The 18892-nt window shown below is 60.3% G+C and carries 16 protein-coding genes; 8 read left to right on the forward strand and 8 right to left on the reverse strand.

Features of this window, described 5'->3' with window-relative positions; genetic code table 11:
- Positions 1 to 22 precede the first annotated feature (22 nt).
- The 4 genes from EL257_RS27450 to EL257_RS27465 are packed head-to-tail and all read right to left on the reverse strand — an operon-like array spanning position 23 to position 4879.
- Entirely contained in the window at positions 23 to 862 is an 840-nt protein-coding gene (locus EL257_RS27450) for a class I SAM-dependent methyltransferase (protein ID WP_126367888.1), read from the reverse strand.
- Positions 856 to 2010, reverse strand: coding sequence for an acyltransferase family protein (locus EL257_RS27455; protein WP_126367890.1), 1155 nt, complete (start codon positions 2008 to 2010; stop codon positions 856 to 858). Before EL257_RS27455 ends, EL257_RS27450 begins: the two co-directional genes overlap by 7 nt.
- The gene (locus EL257_RS27460) at positions 2007 to 3308 is read right to left on the reverse strand and encodes a glycosyltransferase (protein WP_126367892.1); all 1302 of its coding nucleotides are present in this window, start codon (positions 3306 to 3308) and stop codon (positions 2007 to 2009) included. The genes EL257_RS27455 and EL257_RS27460 overlap by 4 nt, the downstream gene beginning before the upstream one ends.
- On the reverse strand, positions 3302 to 4879 hold the full coding sequence (locus EL257_RS27465; RefSeq protein WP_126367894.1) for a glycosyltransferase: 1578 nt from the start codon (positions 4877 to 4879) through the stop codon (positions 3302 to 3304). Before EL257_RS27465 ends, EL257_RS27460 begins: the two co-directional genes overlap by 7 nt.
- Positions 4880 to 5307: 428 nt before the next feature.
- Here EL257_RS27465 and EL257_RS27470 point away from each other — a divergent pair, with 428 nt between their 5' ends.
- The 8 genes from EL257_RS27470 to EL257_RS27505 are packed head-to-tail and all read left to right on the forward strand — an operon-like array spanning position 5308 to position 14297.
- Entirely contained in the window at positions 5308 to 6222 is a 915-nt protein-coding gene (locus EL257_RS27470) for a GDP-mannose 4,6-dehydratase (RefSeq protein ID WP_126367896.1), read from the forward strand.
- Entirely contained in the window at positions 6219 to 7190 is a 972-nt protein-coding gene (gene gmd, locus EL257_RS27475; protein WP_126367898.1) for a GDP-mannose 4,6-dehydratase, read from the forward strand. Before EL257_RS27470 ends, gmd begins: the two co-directional genes overlap by 4 nt.
- A gap of 3 nt (positions 7191 to 7193) precedes the next feature.
- Positions 7194 to 8636 (forward strand): mannose-1-phosphate guanylyltransferase/mannose-6-phosphate isomerase, encoded by a 1443-nt coding sequence (locus EL257_RS27480; protein WP_126367900.1) that lies wholly within the window; start codon positions 7194 to 7196, stop codon positions 8634 to 8636.
- On the forward strand, positions 8637 to 9434 hold the full coding sequence (locus tag EL257_RS27485; RefSeq protein WP_126367902.1) for an ABC transporter permease: 798 nt from the start codon (positions 8637 to 8639) through the stop codon (positions 9432 to 9434).
- Entirely contained in the window at positions 9434 to 10687 is a 1254-nt protein-coding gene (locus tag EL257_RS27490) for an ABC transporter ATP-binding protein (protein ID WP_126367904.1), read from the forward strand. Before EL257_RS27485 ends, EL257_RS27490 begins: the two co-directional genes overlap by 1 nt.
- A complete protein-coding gene (locus tag EL257_RS27495; RefSeq protein WP_126367906.1) occupies positions 10684 to 12051 on the forward strand; it encodes a glycosyltransferase family 4 protein in 1368 nt (455 codons plus the stop codon). Before EL257_RS27490 ends, EL257_RS27495 begins: the two co-directional genes overlap by 4 nt.
- Positions 12035 to 13165, forward strand: coding sequence for a glycosyltransferase family 4 protein (locus EL257_RS27500; protein WP_126367908.1), 1131 nt, complete (start codon positions 12035 to 12037; stop codon positions 13163 to 13165). The genes EL257_RS27495 and EL257_RS27500 overlap by 17 nt, the downstream gene beginning before the upstream one ends.
- Position 13166: 1 nt before the next feature.
- Positions 13167 to 14297: a glycosyltransferase family 4 protein gene (locus EL257_RS27505; RefSeq protein WP_126367911.1), complete on the forward strand. Its 1131-nt coding sequence runs from the start codon at positions 13167 to 13169 to the stop codon at positions 14295 to 14297.
- Positions 14298 to 14459: 162 nt separating this feature from the next.
- On the opposite strand, the gene EL257_RS27510 is transcribed toward EL257_RS27505, so the two are convergent.
- The 4 genes from EL257_RS27510 to EL257_RS27525 all read right to left on the reverse strand — a co-directional run bounded on the left by EL257_RS27510 (position 14460) and on the right by EL257_RS27525 (position 18848).
- Complete coding sequence (locus EL257_RS27510; protein ID WP_126367913.1) at positions 14460 to 15086, reverse strand: glutathione S-transferase family protein; 627 nt, start codon at positions 15084 to 15086, stop codon at positions 14460 to 14462.
- Between the two features lie 105 nt (positions 15087 to 15191).
- Entirely contained in the window at positions 15192 to 16103 is a 912-nt protein-coding gene (locus tag EL257_RS27515; RefSeq protein WP_126367915.1) for a LysR family transcriptional regulator, read from the reverse strand.
- Between the two features lie 130 nt (positions 16104 to 16233).
- Complete coding sequence (gene glmS / locus EL257_RS27520) at positions 16234 to 18066, reverse strand: glutamine--fructose-6-phosphate transaminase (isomerizing) (protein ID WP_126367917.1); 1833 nt, start codon at positions 18064 to 18066, stop codon at positions 16234 to 16236.
- 2 nt (positions 18067 to 18068) lie between these two features.
- Positions 18069 to 18848 (reverse strand): DeoR/GlpR family DNA-binding transcription regulator, encoded by a 780-nt coding sequence (locus tag EL257_RS27525; RefSeq protein ID WP_172604591.1) that lies wholly within the window; start codon positions 18846 to 18848, stop codon positions 18069 to 18071.
- Positions 18849 to 18892 lie beyond the last annotated feature (44 nt).

Genomic DNA, 18892 nt, shown 5'->3' on the forward strand with positions numbered 1-18892 from the left:
AGATCGCAGCGTGCCGCAGCTCCTACGGGAATGTTGCCGGTTTGCGGGCGATGATCACTTGGCTTTTTGCGACAACCGCATCCAGGGCCTGCTTGATTTGCGCGCCGCGCGGAGAGTTCAGCACGGCCTGCCAGGTGTCGGCCCAGTGATTGAGCAACGGATGATCCGGATTGCTGAATTCGACCTTGGCTTCCCAGAACAGCAACATCCACATCGACCAATAAAAACCGTACTGGTCGTGACTGATGACCTCCAGCCCCGCGTCGCTGACCATGGCCTTGAACTGCTCTTCGCTGATGATGCGAATGTGGTTCGGCTTCTGGAAATACTCCGCCGCGGCGATGTCTTTTTGCAGGTCTTCGGAGCTTGGGTGCGGCACGCTCAGCAGATACAGCGCGCCCGGTTTGCCAACGCGCACCAGCTCGGCAAGAAACTGCGCCGGATCGTCGACGTGCTCGATGACTTCGGTGGAAACCACGCGCGTGGCCGTCGCGTCGGCAATCGGCAGCGGATTGCAGTCGGTCACATGGCATTCAATGTCCCGCGCCGGGGTATCGCCGAGCCGCTGACGGGTCGCTTCGACCTTGGCGCCATCGATGTCGGCGATGATGATCTTCGCCCCGCGCATGCCACAGAAATGCACGTTGCCACCGTCGCCACAACCGACATCGAGCAACGTGTCGTCGGCCGTCACCGGGAAGCCCTTGAACAGCTCGCCGGTTTCTTGATTGAACCAGCCACTGAGCATCGCATCGTGCAGGCCGAGCATGTAAGGGTCGGTTTTCTCCGCAGTCGCTGCAACCGGCTGCGCGGGCGCGGGTGCAGGCGTGCCCGCCGTGAGTTTCTTCAAAAGGCTCAGCATGAGGTGGCTCCAGTGGATGTGACGGCGGCTCGCGAGGTACCGAGGCGTTTGACCAGCGCGGTACCGCGATTGCGCATGGGCATTTCGATGAAGCGGTAATTGAGTTCACTCAGCAGCACGATCAGGCCGAACGCCAGCAGCAGCGTGACGATCGGATGACCGGCAGGGCTCGGCAGACCGGCACTCTGCAATCGAAAGACCAGCTCACGCACGAGTTGATAGGCCGGAATATGAATCAGATAAATCCCGTATGAGCGGCTGCCCACCCAGGCCAACACACGTTGCACGCCGCCAGCCGGCATCAGGTAATCGCGGTTGTACGAAGCGATCCACACCAGCACCGCGCTAAGCACGGCAATCACGCCGATGCGGTAATTGACGAAGGTAAAACGGTCGGTGGCCATGTAGCTCAGCAGCAAACCGATCACCATCAACACGCCTACGCCCGCCCATGGTCGGCGCAACAACGTCGGCTGCCAGCGCTGATAGCTTGGTTGCGCGCTCCACATGGCCAGCAACACACCCAGCGCCAGCGCATCGGTGCGCACCACCATCAGCAGCGGTGTCCGCAAGGTGAATAACTGCACCGCGACCAACGCCAGCAACGCCCAGACCAGATGCTTGCGACAGACCATGATCAACAGCGGGAACAGCAGATAAAACTGCTCCTCCAGGGAAAGGCTCCAATAGACAAAACTGCTGCCGTATTCGTAATGGAAGAAGCTGTCGGCGAAACGGAAATTGGCGTACTGGAAGATTCCCGCCAGGGTCGCTTGCAGATTCGCCGCCAGCGTCCCGAATGCCCCCGAACGGTTGAGGAACAGGCACGCCAGCAGCATCAGCGCCAGCCACAACCAGGCCGAGGGCAATAACCGAAACGCTCGGCGCAACCAGAAATCACGCGTCTGCTGCCAATATTCCTGGCGCGTGGTGCAGCCTCTCAGCGCTGGAATCAGGCTGCGGGCGATGACAAAACCGGAGATAGCGAAAAACAGATCGACGCCCCACCAGGGTTGCGCCCAGGCATGGATCTTTTCCAGCAACGGCACCGGATCCGTGAACAGGCTGCCCTGCAAGTGATGGAACAGCACACCGAGCACGGCGATGGCGCGCATCACCTCGATATCCATGATCCGTTTGCCGCTCATGCTTCAGGGGTTTCCGCGACGGCTGCATGGGGTTCAAGCACCTGCGTCAGGAACATCTGCAAACGCTGCTCGGCGACGGTCTGGCTGCAGAATCCTTGCAAGCTGTCGACGGCTTGCGCTGACATTTGCGCATAGCGCGCCGGGTGATTTTTTGCCACGGCGTAACTGGCTTGATAAGCCTGGCACAACGACGCCCAGTTGGTTACGTAGCGCAACGTGCGGAAGGCCTTGCGTGGATCGTGAGGCCAGGCAGTCAGTTCGTCGGTGGAGTCGATCAGGAATGCGTTAGCGGTGCTCAGGTAATCGATCATCGCAGTGGTGCGCGGAGCCACGGCCGGCTTGCCGCAGGACATGAATTCCATCAGCGGCAGGCACTGACCCTCGCCACAAGATGTGTTCACCACGTAGCGAGTCGCTTGGACCAGGCGTTCATAATCCGGATCGGCGAGGTAGCCGTAGATCAATACGATGCGGCAGCGGTAAGACTGGTTTTTGTACAAGTGATGGAGAATGTCGCTGAGCGCTTCCTCGGCATCGTGATGGGTGAGTTTGAGCACCAGCGTGGCGTCATCGACGTCGCGAAAACTGACGCAGAAAGCGCTGAGCATGTCTTCCCAGTTCTTGCGTCCGTCGCCGGGGTTGAATACCGAGGTGTACACCACGCCGTCGAGCAACAGTTCCTGTTCGGCGGCCGGCGCGGAAAAATTGATGCCGCTGCCACTGCGCAAATGTTTGGGGCCGAACGCATTCAAATCGAGGGTACGACTGTCGGCTACGAGGCCCTTGATCTTCAGGCGAAACGACGTGCTCAGCGCTTGCCCCTGCAACTGCGTGCCCCGCGCCGCAAAGCGATCCCAGACTGGGGCAGGCACGGCGACGATCGGATAATCGGCGCCCATCGCTTCGCGCACCGCGTTAACGGTGTAGCTGGAATGGGTAATCGCCGCACCGCAGGCACCCAAAACGCTGCGCCAATCGTTACTCGGCTCACCGGCAAACGGCTCGTTGGGGATAGTGCTGAATTCCCAGGCAAACACCGGCAGCGTCGGACACGCCAGATGCACCGGGGTGCGGTGCGGCGGCGAGAATGACAAAAAGACGCAAGGCTCGCCCCGGCTCAAGCATTCCAGATAGAGCGCATCGACTTCCGCCTGCGGATCGCGCACTTCCACCACTCGTCCGAGTCGTTCGAGCACCGGGCGATATTCCTTGAGCACGAAGTAATAGCTGTATTCCGAACGCCCGAGGTTCTGCGCAATGGTGTGCTGGTTGGTTTCCGAATGAATAATGATCAGCATGAGGCGTTGTCCGTCACTGGCGCAGCGTCCGTCGCTTGCGAGGCAAGCCCGAAGAAGTCCGCCAGACGTTTTTGCACTGGGGCAAACGCGCAGTAGTCGTGCATGCGCTGCACGGCGGCCGCCGACATCCGCTCATAGTCCTGCGGTTGCGCCTTGGCCATGTGGTAACTGCGTTCATAGGCGCTTTTCAGCGAGCCCCAATCGGGACGATAGCGCAGCGTGCGATAAATGATCCGCGTGTCCTGCGGCCAGATCGTCAGCTCCTCGCTGGAGCCGACCACGAACGCCAGCGACTCATCGATGTAGTCTTCCATCGCCGTGTGATCCGGCGCGATCACCGGTTTGCCGCTGGACATGAATTCCATCAACGGCAGGCACAGACCTTCGCAGCGCGAGGCATTGACGTAGTAACTGGCCGCCTCATAAAGCTTCGCGTACTGCGCATCGTCAAGGTAACCGTGCATCACCACCACGCGGCAGGTGAACGGCGTGAGCTGCGCGAGCAAGGTCATCAATTCGGTGTAGTAGGACGCCAGATCGTTCTGGGTGATTTTCAGCACCAACGTCGCGTCGGCGGTTTCACGAAACGCCCAGCAGAACGCGGTGATCAGTTGATGCCAGTTCTTGCGGCCATCCTTGGGATTGAACACGGTGACGTAAACCACGCCGTCGACCTGAATGTCGACCACCGCGGTGGTGTCCGGCAAATCCAGCGGTACCGGTTCGATGACCGGCGCCGGCAACGCACCACAAACCGTTGGCAGACGTTGCTCGAGCCAGCCGTGCAGGTTGTCCGGCAGCAGATCGCGAATGCCTTCCCAATACCAGTTGGAAAGATATTTGACCCGCGGCACGGCTGGCGTTTGCTCGTGCCCGCGGTTCAGCGCCCACAGACGCAGGTAATGCCGGGCAATGACTAAGCGCCGCTTGAGGGTCAGCGGCGGCGGGCGCGCGGCTTCGAGTTCGGCGGCCAGCGCGGCCTCCTCTTCCGGCGTCAGCGGCGTTGGAATCAATGCATCGGCTGTAAGGCCGAGTGTGCGGGTATCGAAGATGCAGCCCTTGATTGCCAGGGTCGCGCCCGGATTCACCGGCACTGGCGCATGTTGCTGACGAATGCCCGCGAAGTTCTCCCACAGCGGCGTCGGCAACACCAGCACCGGGAAGTCTTCGCCCATGGCCCGGCGAATGGCGCGAGCCGTGTGGCTGGACAAGGTGATCACCCGGCCCTGACGCGCGAGCATTTGCGTCCAGTCCTGACGCGGGTCGTTGTCCCACTGCTCATCAGGGATCGAATCGAATTCCCAGGCCACCACGCAAATCGTCGGGCATTGCAGATCGACCGGGGTTTTCTGCGGCGGGGTGAAGGACAGAAACACACTGTCTTCGCCCGCAGCGAGCAGCTGTCGGTACAGCGCGTCGACCTCGGCGGTGGACGCCACCACATGCACTCGGCCAAGGCTTTCCAGCACCGGGCGATAAGCCTTGAGCACAAAGTAATAGCTGTATTCGGGACGCCCCAGGCTTTGGCTGATGGAGCTGTCGTTGACGTCCGAGAAGAGAATGAAATTCATGGCATCCCACGATGAAAACTGCCGTCCTGGCGCCTTCATGCTATTGACGGTTCAGCCTTGGATCGAGTCGGTAGCACCGTTCTCGTCCTGGGTCATGAAGCGCGTCTTCGTTCTTGTTTTAGTGGTCGGTTTCACCCTGCGTCGCGGTCCGCGAAACCCTGTCCGATTTGCGCGACGAGGGGCATTCTAAACACATCCATCGAGGATCCGGGAACCGTCCGACGAGAATAAATCAGGCTACGCTGACGAGAACTGACCAGTCACGGTTGGACCTGTTGAAATTGCGGCGCAATTGGCACAGATTGGCAACCAAACAACTACAACAATGACTTCGCCCCTGATCTGGCCGGTTTTTTCCTCCGGTCTGACAGACTTCCCCTCAAAGCTTGTGGGAAAGTGGCGCAAGTCCAGGACCAAGGGGTCGCTGTTTGAAAAAGCGTCTGTTCATCACGGGTCTCAGTGGATTCGTGGGACAACATATTCAGTCACGTCTGGCTTCGCCGGATTCGCCGTGGGAGCTGCTGCCTGCCGCAGCGGCTTACGACCTGACGGACCCGCACAGCCTCATCGATCTCTGGCCGCAATTGCCTGACGCCGTGATTCATCTGGCCGGGCAGACATTCGTTCCCGAAGCTTTCCGCGACCCGGCACGGACCCTTGAGGTCAACCTGCTCGGCACGCTCAATCTGCTGCAGGCTCTCAAGGCTCGTGGCTTCACCGGCACGTTCCTGTACGTCAGCTCCGGTGATGTTTACGGTCAAGTGGGCGAAAACCACCTGCCGATCACTGAGCAACAACCGCCCTTCCCGCGCAACCCCTACGCCGTGAGCAAACTCTCTGCCGAGTTTCTCAGCCTGCAATGGGGCCTGAGCGAAGGCTGGCCGGTGCTGGTCGCGCGGCCGTTCAATCACATCGGCACCGGGCAGAAAGACAGTTTCGTCATCGCCAGCGCCGCTCGCCAGATCAGCCGGATCAAACAAGGCTTGCAAGCGCCGCAGCTGGAAGTCGGCGACATCGACGTGACGCGCGATTTTCTTGATGTCGGCGATGTCGTCTCGGCGTATTTCGCCCTGCTGGAAAAAGGCACGCCGGGGCAGGTTTACAACATTTGCTCGGGGCGCGAGCAAAGCATCCGCAGCCTGATCGAGCAGCTGGGCGATCTGGCCGAGGTCGAGATGCAACTGGTTCAGGATCCGGCGCGCATGCGTCGCGCTGATCAGCGCCGCGTTTGCGGCAGCCACGCAAGACTGGCTAAAACCACTGGATGGGCGCCAGAAATCACCACACAACAATCCCTGCGGGCGATCCTGTCCGACTGGGAGATGCGAGTACGACAAGAATGACAAAAAGTGCACTGATCACAGGGATCACCGGCCAGGACGGCGCATATCTGGCCAAGTTGCTGCTCGACAAGGGCTACAACGTTCACGGTCTGGTCGCACGCCGCAGCAGCGATTCACGCTGGCGCCTGCGCGAGATGGGCGTCGAAGGCGATATCGTCTACCTCGACGGCGACATGGCCGATGCCTGCTCGGTACAGCGCGCCGTCATCAAATCTTCGCCGGATGAGGTGTACAACCTCGCCGCCCAGAGTTTTGTTGCCGCATCGTGGGATCAACCCGTGACCACCGGCATCGTTGACGGTCTGGGCGTCACGCACTTGCTCGAAGCGATCCGCCAGTTCAGCCCGCACACACGTTTCTACCAGGCCTCGACCAGTGAAATGTTCGGTCTGATCCAGGCAGAGCAACAGGACGAGAACACGCCGTTCTATCCGCGTAGCCCTTACGGTGTGGCCAAACTGTACGGCCACTGGATCACCGTCAACTACCGCGAAAGTTTCAAATTGCACGCCAGCAGCGGCATCCTCTTCAATCACGAATCGCCACTGCGCGGCATCGAGTTCGTGACCCGCAAGGTCACCGACGCCGCCGCTCGCATCAAGCAAGGCAAACAGCAGGAGCTGGCCTTGGGCAACATCGACACGAAACGCGATTGGGGCTTTGCCGGCGATTACGTCGAAGCCATGTGGCTGATGCTACAACAGGACAAACCCGACGATTTTGTGGTCGCCACCGGCGTCACCACCACGGTGCGTGAAATGTGCCGCATCGCCTTCGATCACGTCGGCCTCAACTACCGCGACTACGTGAAAATCGACCCGGCATTCTTTCGCCCGGCCGAAGTTGAAGTGCTGCTCGGCAACCCGGCCAAGGCTCAGCGAGTGCTGGGCTGGAAGCCGAAAACCGATCTGGATAGCTTGATCCGCATGATGATGGATGCGGACATGAAACGCGTCGCCAAGGAGTAGGCCATGCTGATTCCCGTGATTCTGTCCGGCGGTGCCGGCACGCGTTTGTGGCCGGTGTCCCGCGAGGGCCACCCCAAACCGTTCATGACCCTGCCCGACGGCCAGTCGCTGCTCGGCAAGACTTATCAGCGCGCCGCCGCGTTGCTTGACGGCTGGGGCGACATTGTCACGGTGACCAACCGCGAATATTACTTCCAGAGCAGGGATCACTATTGCGCCGCCCACGTGTCGCGCCATCGCGGGCATTTCCTGCTGGAGCCGACCGGGCGCAACACCGCCCCGGCCGTTGCCGCCGCGGCCCTGTCGCTGCAAGCGCTGCACGGTGACGACGCGATCATGGTGGTGATGCCCGCAGATCATCTGATCGTTAATCAGGACGCGCTGAAAACTGCGGTCGAACACGCGGTCAATCTGGCGAAGGACGGTTATCTGGTGACCTTCGGCGTAATCCCGACCGCGCCGGAAACCGGCTTCGGCTACATCGAAACCGGCGCGCCACTCGACGCCAAAGGCGCGGCGAAAGTGCAGCGCTTTGTCGAGAAACCCGACTTGCAAACCGCCACGCATTATCTGGAAAGCGGCAACTTCCTGTGGAACTCGGGAATGTTCTGTTTCACCACCGCCACCCTGATCGCCGAGTTGCAACTGCACGCACCCGAGTTGTTGGAACAGACCCGCACCTGCATGCAGGCCAGCGCGCCGGTGGAAACCGCCGGCTGCCTGCAACAGGAACTGTCGCCGACACTGTTCGCTGACATCACCGACATTTCCATCGACTACGCGTTGATGGAGCGCTCGGAAAAAGTCGTGGTGGTGCCCGCCGGATTCGACTGGAGCGATATCGGTTCGTGGAGCGCTGTCGCCGCGCTGATTCCGGCCGACGCCGACAACAACCGCGCCAGCGGTGAAGCCATCTTCGTGGACAGCCACAACAACTTCGTGCAGAGCGAAGGGCGTCTCGTCGCTGCGGTGGGTGTGGATAACCTGATCGTGATCGACACCGCCGACGCCGTGCTGATCGCCCACGCCGATCGCGCGCAGGACGTGCGCCGCGTGGCCAAGCAACTCAAGGACAAATCCCACGAAGCCTATCGCCTGCATCGTACGGTCAGCCGGCCATGGGGCAGCTATACCGTTCTGGAAGAAGGCCCGCGCTTCAAGATCAAGCGCATCGTGGTCAAACCCGGCGGCAAGTTGTCCTTGCAGATGCACCATCACCGCAACGAGCACTGGGTGGTGGTCGAAGGCATGGCCAAGGTCACCAACAACGGCTCAGGCACGACACTGGTGGCAAAGAACGAATCAACGTTTATTGCGGCCGGCCATAAGCACCGCCTGGAGAATCCCGGCGTGATCGATCTGGTGATCATCGAAGTGCAGAGCGGCGAATACCTGGGAGAGGACGATATCGTTCGCTTCGAAGACCAATACGGCAGGACGGTTTGAATGCTGCTTTCCCTGTACCGCTCGCTGCGCAGTTACCGTGGTTTCATCCTCGGTAGCGTGCAACGAGAGTTTCAAGCGCGTTACCGCAACTCGCTGTTCGGCGCTCTCTGGCCGATCTTCAATCCGCTGTCGATGATCGTCGTTTACACAGTGATCTTCTCGCACATCATGCGTGCGCGCCTGCCGGGCGTGGACGACGGCATGGCTTACAGCGTTTACCTGTGCGCCGGTCTGCTGGCCTGGGGTCTGTTTTCCGAGATCACGTTGCGCAGCCAGACGATGTTTCTCGATAACGCCAACCTGCTGAAGAAAATCAGCTTCCCGCGGATCTGCCTGCCGGTGATCGTGCTGATCAATGCCGGGATCAACTTCGCGATCATCATTGCGCTGTTTCTCGGTTTCCTGCTGGTGACCGGGCGCTGGCCGGGCATGGCCCTGTTGGCGCTGATTCCGCTGATCGCTCTGCAAATGCTGTTCTGCGCTGGCCTTGGCATGGTGCTTGGGGTGTTGAACGTATTCTTCCGCGACGTCGGCCAGCTCTTCGCGATCTGCCTGCAGTTCTGGTTCTGGCTGACACCGATCGTTTACCCGATCAGCATCCTGCCGGATTGGGTACAGCGTCTGCTGCAACTCAATCCGCTGACCAACCTGTTCAGCAGTTATCAGAACCTGTTTCTCTATGGTCAGTGGCCGGTCTGGAGCTCGCTGCTGCCAATCTTCGTCACCGGTATCGTGTTCTGCCTGATCGGGCTGCGGCTGTTTCGTCAACGCGTCGGCGAAATGGTGGATGAACTCTGATGGGACATATTCGAGTCACCGGCCTGAGCAAGGCTTACAAGCAATACCCCAATCGCTGGGCGCGGCTGGCCGAATGGCTGATCCCTTTCTCGCCCATCCGTCACCATCAGCACTGGGTGCTGCGCGACGTCGAGTTCGAGATCGCCCCCGGAGAAGCGGTGGGCATCGTCGGCGCCAACGGTGCCGGCAAAAGCACCCTGTTGAAGATGATCACCGGCACCACCCAGCCAACCGCCGGCAAGATCGAACTCGAAGGCCGGGTCGCCGCGCTGCTGGAACTGGGCATGGGTTTCCATGCCGATTTCACTGGTCGCCAGAACGCGATCATGGCCGGTCAGTTGCTGGGCATGCAGCTCGAAGAGATCGAGGCGTTAATGCCCGAGATCGAACACTTTGCCGAAATCGGTGAGGCCATCGACCACCCGGTGCGCACTTATTCCAGCGGCATGCAGATGCGCCTGGCATTCAGCGTCGCCACCGCCCGGCGCCCGGATATTCTGATCGTCGACGAAGCGCTGTCAGTGGGCGACGCCTATTTCCAGCACAAGAGCTTTGAGCGCATCCGCAGTTTCCGCAAGGCCGGCACCACGCTGCTGATCGTGTCCCACGACCGCTCGGCGATCCAGTCGATCTGCGACTCGGCGATCCTGCTCAAGGATGGGCGCATGGCCATGTACGGCAAACCCGAGGCCGTGCTCGATTATTACAACGCGCTGATGGCCGAACGCGAAGGTCAGGTGGTGCGCCAGGAAATGCTCGCCGGCGGCGAGGTGCAAACCGTGTCCGGCACCGGCGAAGCGGCGATCCTTGGGGTGCGCCTGCTCGACGCCAACGAGCGCAGCATCGATGCCGCTGAAGTCGGGCAACCGGTGGTGCTGGAAGTGCAGGTCGAAGTGCGCAAGGACATCGAACGGCTGGTGCTGGGTTTTATCCTCAAGGATCGCCTGGGCCAGATGATGTACGGCATTAACACCCATCGACAGAACAAAGCCCTCACCGATCTGCGTGCCGGCGAACGCTTTACCTATCGCTTCGCCTTCATTATGGGCCTGGGCAAAGGCAATTATTCAGTGTCGCTAAGCCTGTCGCGGCTGGACTCGCACCTGGATCGCAATTACGAATGGCGCGACTACGGCCTGGTGTTCCACGTGATCAACAATCGCCACGAGGATTTCGTCGGCTGCTCTTGGCTCAACGCCCAGACCACGATCACTCGGCAAACCGAAGTCAGGCCTGTCGAGCGCACCTCATGACCCGCCTGCTGGTCGAATGCACGCACGTATTCAAGCACCCGAAGGTCAACTCGGGGATCCAGCGCGTGGTGCGCAACGTCATCAAGCAATTGCCTGCGAGTGCCGACGGTGTCGAGTGCATGCCGGTGATCCTGCTCAATGGTCAGCTCTATCGGGTGCAGCGTCTGGCACCGTTGGACACACCGGTGTTCAACGCTCTGGCGACATTCGGCGAGCGCCTGCAACGGCTGGCGCATCGCTTCTGGCAATGGCACCAGCGCCTCGACGGCCAGTGCAGCGCGAAATCGGTGCGGCGTGTGTTGTTTGTCGCCTATCGCCTGACGTCGTTCGGCATATTCGGTTTACCGCTGCGCTTGATTGGCGCCATCAACCATACGCAACTGCTCAAACGCTGCTCGCCGCTGCAACATCAGCCCGGCGATCAGCTGGTGCTGCTGGATTCGTCCTGGCATTCGGATTTTTTTGCCCACGCCGAACAACTCAAGCGTGACGGCGTCGGCATGATCGCGGTGGTTTACGATCTGATTCCATTGACCCACCCGCAGTTCTACGACGCCCGGCTGGTGCAGGTTTTCAGTGAGTGGTTCGACTGGATCACGCGCACGGCCGACGGTTACATGGCGATTTCCGCCACGGTGCGCGACCAGGTGCGTGACGAGCTGCAACGTCGGCTCGGCGTGACGCAGAGCGACAAGCGCTGGTTCGACTTCTTTCACCTCGGCTCGGAACTGGACCTGCACAGCAGCGAGGAAACCATTGAGCCGCGTCTGACGCAGATGTTTGCCAGGCCCGGGCCGGTGTTCCTGATGGTCAGCACCATCGAACCGCGCAAGAACCACGACTATCTGCTTGATGCATTCGAACGTGCTTGGGCGGCGGGTTCCAGCGCTCGCCTGTGTATCGCCGGGCGCATTGGCTGGAAATGCGATGCTTTGCTCGAGCGGGTGCGCCGGCATCCCGAACTGAATCAACGCCTGTTCATGTTCAATGACTTGAGCGACACCAGCCTCGAACACGCCTATGCCAATGCCCGCGCCTTGGTCTTTCCATCCTTCGTCGAAGGCTTCGGCCTGCCACTGGTGGAAGCCATGCAGCGCGGCTTGCCGGCCATGGGCAGCGATATCGCGGTGTTCCGGGAAATTGGTGGCGAGTTCATGGCCTATTTCGATCTGCAGGCGCCGCAAAGCCTGGCCGAGCTGATCATCGCTTTCGAGCACAGCGGCCAGTTCCCCGCGGCTCGCGATGTCGCCGACTGGCAGTGGATCGGCTGGCGCGAAGCCAGTCAGCAACTGGCCGAACGCAGCGTGCGCAATATTCTGGAAGCGCCGACGGCGCCAGCGAGGCAGCATGCGCATTGCCCTTAACGCCCGCATTTTGCAGGCACCGCGCACCGGCATCGGCCAATACGTTGCCGAGCTGGTCAACGCCTTGCACAGCGAACCTGACATTGAAGTAACACTGTTCCACGGCTGGGGCTGGAGCTCGGCGCTGCCGGACGCGGCCCTGCCCGGTTACTCGCGACTGACGCCACTGCTGCGGCAAATTCCCGGCGCTTATCAGGCGCGGCGCTGGCTGGAACAAAAACGTTTCGATCAAGGCAGCGCGCAAGGGATCGATCTGTATCACGAACCGAGTCTGTGGCCACTGGCGTTCGATGGCCCGACAGTCATCACCCTGCACGACCTTACGCACCTGCATTTTCCGGACACGCAGCCAGCAGCGCGCCTGAAGGAAATCGAGCGGCGCCTGGCGCTGGGTGTCGAACAGGCGCAGCTGATTCTTACCGACTCGAACGCCATCGCCGAGGAGGCACAGGAGTATTTCGGGCTGCCCGCCGAGCGTTTTGTCGTCGCACCGTTGGGCGTCGCTACACGGTTTCATCCCCGTGAGGCAACGGTAATCGACACCGTACTGAAGGCGCATGCGGTCACTGCGCGCGAGTATTTCCTGTGTGTCGGCACCTTGGAACCGCGCAAGAATCTGACGCTGGCACTGCGCGCTCATGCCCAGCTGCCGGAAGCGGTGCGCGAGCGTTTTCCGCTGCTCATCGTCGGCATGGCCGGCTGGCAGCGCGAACAATTCAGCGACGAACTGCGTCGGGCTCTGGCCGGTGGACATGTGTGTCTGCTCGGCTATTTGCCCGATGAACACGTTGCGCAACTGCTCGCCGGGGCGCGGGCGTTGGTCTTCCCGTCGTTGTACGAAGGTTTTGGCCTGCCGGTGCTGGAGGCACTGGCCAGCGGCACGCCGGTGATCCTGACCCGTGCTTCGGCGATGCCGGAGGTCGCGGGCGCGGCCGGCAACTATATTGAAGCTGACGATGCTGTCGGCTTGCGTGATGCGATGACCCGACTGATCGACGATCAAGCACATTGGCAGGCATGCCGAGAAGCCGGATTGCAGCAGGCACGGCTTTTTTCCTGGCAGCGTTGCGCACAGGCTACGGCCGGTGCCTACCGCCAGGCCATGGGAGGTTGAAATGCGCGTACTTCATTTTTTCAAAACCTACTTGCCTGACTCGGTCGGCGGCATCGAGCAAGTGATCTTCCAGCTTTGCGAAAGCGGCGCTAAACACGGCATCGACGGCCAGGTGCTGACGTTGAGCACCGATCCGACGCCAGCCGTGCTGAAAGTCGGTCACCACGAAGTGCATCGCGCCAAACTCGACATTCAGTTTGCCTCCACCGGATTTTCCTGGAGTGTGTTCAAGCAATTCCGCGAAATGGCCGCCGAAGCCGATGTGGTCAATTACCACTTCCCGTGGCCGTTCATGGATCTGGTGCATTTCGCCAGCGCCGTGAATAAACCCAGCGTGGTCACGTACCACTCGGACATCATCCGTCAGAAGCACCTGCTCAAACTTTATCGGCCCCTGATGAACCGCTTCCTTGCCAGTGCCGATCGCATCGTCGCGGCTTCGCCGAACTACTTGCATACCAGCGACGTGCTGCAACAGTTTCAAGACAAGACGCGAGTCATCCCTTACGGTTTGAACAAGGCAGGTTATCCACAGGCCGATACGGAACGCATGAACCATTGGCGCCAGCAGCTTGGGGATAAGTTTTTCCTGTTTGTCGGCGTCATGCGTTATTACAAAGGTTTGCACATCCTGCTCGATGCCTTGAAGGACGTTGATTACCCGGTGGTAATCGTCGGCGCCGGCCCGCTCGAACAGCAGTTGCATGCGCAAGCGGCGGCTCTTGGACTGCGCAACATTCACTTCCTCGGGCGCCTGGGAGATGAAGACAAAGTTGCGTTGCTGCAATTGAGCTACGCAATCGTCTTCCCATCGCACCTGCGCTCGGAAGCGTTCGGTATTTCGCTGCTCGAAGGCGCGATGTATGGCAAACCGATGATTTCCAGTGAGATCGGTACCGGTACCAGTTATATCAATATCCATAACGAGACCGGTCTGGTCGTACCGCCGAGTAATCCACAGGCGTTTCGTGAAGCGATGCGTACGTTGTGGGACGATCCGGCGCGGGCCGCTGCGATGGGCGTGAAAGCGGAAGCACGTTACCGACAGTTATTCACAGCCGATGAAATGGGCCGCAAATGGACCGAGCTGTATCAGGAATTGCTCGAGGAAAAATCCCTGTCCTACGCCTGAACACGTCTCCACGTGTAGGAGCGCGCGTTACAGATCGAGGATCAGCGACTGGGTGCTCTGTGCGGGGATCGTGCAGCAGATTGCCCAGCGTATTGAACGTGCCACGGTGAACGTTCCATCATGACCTCTCCCCTGCACCGTCGGCAGTCTGGGTTGCGAAAATCAGGCAGTGGTTTGCAGACCCGCGACGGTGCGCGGCATGCCGACAAAACCGGGCAAGGCTTCGACGCGGGCCAGCCAGGCGCGCACATGGGCGTAGTCATCCAGCGAGACGTTGCCTTCTGGTGCATGGGCGATATAGCTATAGGCAGAAACATCGGCAATGGTCGGTTCGGCGCCGGCCAGATACACGGTCCTGGCCAGTTCGACGTCCATTACTTTGAGCAGGTTGTGCGCTCGGGCGATTGCCTCTTCTGCATTCAGTTGGGCGCCAAACACCGTGACCAGTCGCGCGGTAGCGGGCCCGAAAGCGATTGGCCCAGCGGCGACTGACAACCAGCGTTGCACCTGCGCAGCACCCAGCGGGTCAGCAGGCAGCCAACGACCGTTTCCATATTTGTGCGCCAGATACACCAGGATCGCGTTGGAATCGGCCAGCACCACGCCGTCGTCATCGATCGCCGGCACCTGACCGAAGCTATTGATCGCCAGATAAGGCGCTTGCTTGTGCTCACCTTTAGCCAAGTCGATGAGGATCAGCTCGGTCGGCAGTTGCAGCAAGGACAGCATCAACTGAACCCGGTGAGCGTGGCCCGAGCGCGGGAAGTTGTAGAGTTTGATCGCTTGCATGGTCGACTCCGCTGAAGAGTGGCGTCGCTGCGGTGATGAGCGCGCCTGATGTAGCTATCTTCCACGGAACTCGAAAACAACAGAATCACCAGCAAGTGCAATGAGTTATTTCAGCTCATGCAATAACGCAGGATGTTGGCGTAGCGCAGCGACGGCGAAGTCGATGAAGCTGCGCACCCGCGCGGGGGCTTTGCGACCGCCCTGATATACGAGATGGATCGGCAGCGGCGGCAGCTCGAAGTCCGCCAGCACGATCTCCAGCTCGCCGGCGGCCACCTTCGCTGCCACTTGATACGACAGCACCCGGGTCAGACCCAGCCCCAGCGACGCGGCAGTGATTGCGGCCTGATTGGCCGTGACAATCAAACGCGGCTCTGGCCGCACAGTAATTGCCTCGCCAGCGTCGAGAAACGGCCAACTGCGTTGCTGGCCGGTGGCCGATGTCGCCACCACCGGCGCCGTGGCGAGCTCCTGCGGATGCTTCGGGCGCCCATGTCGGGCAAAGTATTGCGGCGAACCACAAATGACTCGTCGGACGTCGCCGACCCGGATCGCATGCTGACTGCTATCTGGCAGATCACCGATACGCACCGCAACATCAATACCCTCTTCCACGATGTTGACGATCCGGTCGACCAGCACCGCATTGATCGTGACATCCGGATACTGCGCGAGGTAAGCCGCCATCACCGGCGTGACAAACAGATCCCCAAACAATACCGGCGCGGTGACCGTCAGTTGCCCGCGCGGCTGCGCATGGCTGCCGGCCGCAGAATCCTCGGCTTCCTGCACCTCGGCGAGAATCCTGCGACAGTCTTCCAGATAACGCTGCCCCGCCTCACTCAAATGCACACTGCGCGTGGTGCGAACCAGTAACTGCGTGCCAATACGCAACTCCAGCGCCGCTACTGCCCGCGTCACACTCGCCGCCGATAGCCCCAGACGCCGAGCGGCAGAAGAGAAGCCTTGCTCTTGGGCGACGGTGGCGAAGATGTGCATTTCCTGGAAGCGGTCCATGGGGTCAACCCTCACATCAAAAATCAAAAAATCGCAGCCTGCGGCAGCTCCTACAGGCGAAATACGATTCCCGTGTAGGAGCTGCCGCAGGCTGCGATCTTTTGCGGCGATTAACTCAATTGTGGATAAATTATTCCACCGTCACCGATTTCGCGAGGTTACGCGGCTGATCCACGTCCGTGCCCTTGAGCACGGCGACGTAGTACGACAGTAACTGCAGCGGGATTGTGTAGAGGATCGGCGAGAGGATGTCGTGGATGTGCGGCATGTGCACCACGTGGGTGCCTTCACCGTTGGTCATCCCGGCTTTTTCATCGGCGAACACGATCAGCTCGCCGCCGCGGGCGCGGACTTCCTGCAGGTTGGATTTGAGCTTTTCCAGCAGTTCGTTGTTTGGCGCAACGGTGACCACTGGCATGTCGTTATCCACAAGTGCCAACGGACCGTGCTTGAGCTCGCCTGCCGGGTAGGCTTCGGCGTGGATGTAGGAGATTTCCTTGAGTTTCAAGGCTCCTTCCATGGCCACCGGGAATTGCGCGCCACGGCCGAGGAACAGCGTGTGATTTTTCTCGGCGAACAGCTCGGCGATTTTTTCCACGGTGCTGTCCATGGCCAGCGCTTCGCCGAGGCGAGTTGGCAGGCGACGCAGTTCTTCGACCAGCGTTGCTTCAACAGCTTTGTCCAGCGTGCCGCGCACTTGACCCAGGGACAGGGTCAGCAGGAGCAGACCAACCAGTTGCGTGGTGAACGCTTTGGTCGAGGCCACGCCGATTTCGCGGCCGGCCTGGGTCAGCAAGGTCAGATCGGATTCACGCACCAGCGAGCTGATGCCGACGTTGCAGATCGCCAGGCTGGCGAGGAAGCCCAATTCCTTGGCGTTGCGCAAGGCAGCCAAGGTGTCGGCGGTTTCGCCGGACTGCGAGATGGTTACGAACAACGTGTCTGGCTGCACCACTACTTTGCGGTAGCGGAATTCGCTGGCGACCTCGACCTGGCACGGGATGCCGGCCAGCTCTTCGAGCCAGTAACGGGCGACCATACCGGCGTGATAACTGGTGCCACAGGCAACGATCTGCACGTTGCGCACTTTGGCGAACAGCTCGGCCGCTTGTGGGCCGAACGCCTGAACCAGCACCTGATCATTGCTCAGGCGACCTTCGAGGGTGCGCTGCACAACGGCCGGTTGCTCGTGGATTTCCTTGAGCATGTAGTGGCGAAATTCACCTTTATCGGCCGCTTCAGCGCCGTCGGTGTATTGCACGGTCTGGCGCTCGACGGATTTGCCATCGACGTCCCAGATCTGCACGTCGTCGCGGCGAATTTCGGCGATATCGCCTTCTTCCAGGTACATGAAACGGTCAGTGACCTGACGCAACGCCAGTTGGTCGGACGCCAGGAAGTTCTCACCCAGACCCAAACCGATCACCAGCGGGCTGCCGCTGCGCGCGGCCACCAGGCGATCCGGCTGCCGGGTATTGATCACCGCCAGACCGTAAGCCCCGTGCAGCTCCTTGACCGTCGCCTTGAGTGCAACGGTCAGGTCAGGTTGCTCCTTGAGCTTTTCAGTGAGCAGGTGCGCAATGACTTCGGTGTCAGTGTCCGAGGTAAATACATAGCCCAACGCTTTGAGTTGCTCACGCAGCGCTTCGTGGTTTTCGATGATGCCGTTGTGCACCACAGCGATGTCGCCGGAGAAATGCGGGTGCGCGTTGCGTTCGCACGGTGCGCCGTGAGTCGCCCAGCGGGTGTGGGCAATACCGAGACGGCCAGCCAGTGGATGCTCGGCCAACGCCGCTTCGAGCTCGCTGACTTTACCCGGGCGACGCATGCGCTCGAGGGTTTCGTCGTTGGTGTATACCGCCACACCCGCGCTGTCGTAGCCACGGTATTCGAGGCGCTTGAGGCCCTCGAGCAGGATCGCGGTGATGTTACGTTCAGCCACTGCGCCGACAATTCCACACATGGTTATTTCTCCTGGCTGACAGTCGCGCAGATCAAATTGATACCGCGCGCCTGAATCTGATCACGTGCATCTTCAGGCAAGCGATCATCGGTAATTAGGGTATGGACGCTGCTCCACGGCAGCTCCAGATTGGGGATCTTGCGGCCGATCTTGTCGGCTTCGACCATGACGATGACTTCCCGCGCGACGTCAGCCATGACCCGGCTCAAACCGAGCAATTCATTGAAGGTCGTGGTGCCGCGGACGAGGTCGATGCCGTCGGCACCGATGAACAACTGGTCGAAGTCGTAGGAGCGTAGTACCTGCTCGGCGACCTGGCCTTGAAAGGATTCGGAATGCGGATCCCAAGTGCCGCCGGTCATCAACAGCACCGGCTCGTGTTCGAGCTCGCTCAAGGCATTGGCGACATGCAATGAATTGGTCATCACTACCAAACCAGGCTGCTGGCCAAGTTCAGGGATCATCGCGGCGGTGGTGCTGCCGCTGTCGATGATGATGCGCGCGTGTTCGCGGATGCGTTTCACCGCGGCACGGGCGATCGCCTGCTTGTATCTGGAAACGCTCTGCGCAGCTTCCGCGACCAGTTCCTGCGGCATGGTGATTGCGCCACCGTAGCGGCGCAGCAGCAGACCATGGCTTTCCAGCGCCGCCAGATCCTTGCGAATCGTAACTTCAGAGGTTTCGAAGCGCTTGGCCAATTCATCGACGCTCACTTCTCCCTGCTCATTAAGCAAGGCGAGAATGTTGTGGCGACGTTGTGGCGTGTTGCGCTTCGACATGATGACCTAAGTTTCGATTCGAAAGATAACGCAAGCAATGAAACTCT

The sequence above is a fragment of the Pseudomonas fluorescens genome (genome assembly GCF_900636825.1).
GTDB lineage: Bacteria > Pseudomonadota > Gammaproteobacteria > Pseudomonadales > Pseudomonadaceae > Aquipseudomonas > Aquipseudomonas fluorescens_BG.

What these genes read in the sequence shown, in the direction of transcription:
- EL257_RS27450 (WP_126367888.1), bottom strand. Translation starts at nt 862, where the DNA reads ATGCTGAGCCTTTTGAAGAAACTCACGGCGGGCACGCCTGCACCCGCG.
- EL257_RS27455 (WP_126367890.1), bottom strand. Translation starts at nt 2,010, where the DNA reads ATGAGCGGCAAACGGATCATGGATATCGAGGTGATGCGCGCCATCGCC.
- EL257_RS27460 (WP_126367892.1), bottom strand. Translation starts at nt 3,308, where the DNA reads ATGCTGATCATTATTCATTCGGAAACCAACCAGCACACCATTGCGCAG.
- EL257_RS27465 (WP_126367894.1), bottom strand. Translation starts at nt 4,879, where the DNA reads ATGAATTTCATTCTCTTCTCGGACGTCAACGACAGCTCCATCAGCCAA.
- gmd (WP_126367898.1), top strand. Translation starts at nt 6,219, where the DNA reads ATGACAAAAAGTGCACTGATCACAGGGATCACCGGCCAGGACGGCGCA.
- EL257_RS27480 (WP_126367900.1), top strand. Translation starts at nt 7,194, where the DNA reads ATGCTGATTCCCGTGATTCTGTCCGGCGGTGCCGGCACGCGTTTGTGG.
- EL257_RS27485 (WP_126367902.1), top strand. Translation starts at nt 8,637, where the DNA reads ATGCTGCTTTCCCTGTACCGCTCGCTGCGCAGTTACCGTGGTTTCATC.
- EL257_RS27490 (WP_126367904.1), top strand. Translation starts at nt 9,434, where the DNA reads ATGGGACATATTCGAGTCACCGGCCTGAGCAAGGCTTACAAGCAATAC.
- EL257_RS27495 (WP_126367906.1), top strand. Translation starts at nt 10,684, where the DNA reads ATGACCCGCCTGCTGGTCGAATGCACGCACGTATTCAAGCACCCGAAG.
- EL257_RS27500 (WP_126367908.1), top strand. Translation starts at nt 12,035, where the DNA reads ATGCGCATTGCCCTTAACGCCCGCATTTTGCAGGCACCGCGCACCGGC.
- EL257_RS27505 (WP_126367911.1), top strand. Translation starts at nt 13,167, where the DNA reads ATGCGCGTACTTCATTTTTTCAAAACCTACTTGCCTGACTCGGTCGGC.
- EL257_RS27510 (WP_126367913.1), bottom strand. Translation starts at nt 15,086, where the DNA reads ATGCAAGCGATCAAACTCTACAACTTCCCGCGCTCGGGCCACGCTCAC.
- EL257_RS27515 (WP_126367915.1), bottom strand. Translation starts at nt 16,103, where the DNA reads ATGGACCGCTTCCAGGAAATGCACATCTTCGCCACCGTCGCCCAAGAG.
- glmS (WP_126367917.1), bottom strand. Translation starts at nt 18,066, where the DNA reads ATGTGTGGAATTGTCGGCGCAGTGGCTGAACGTAACATCACCGCGATC.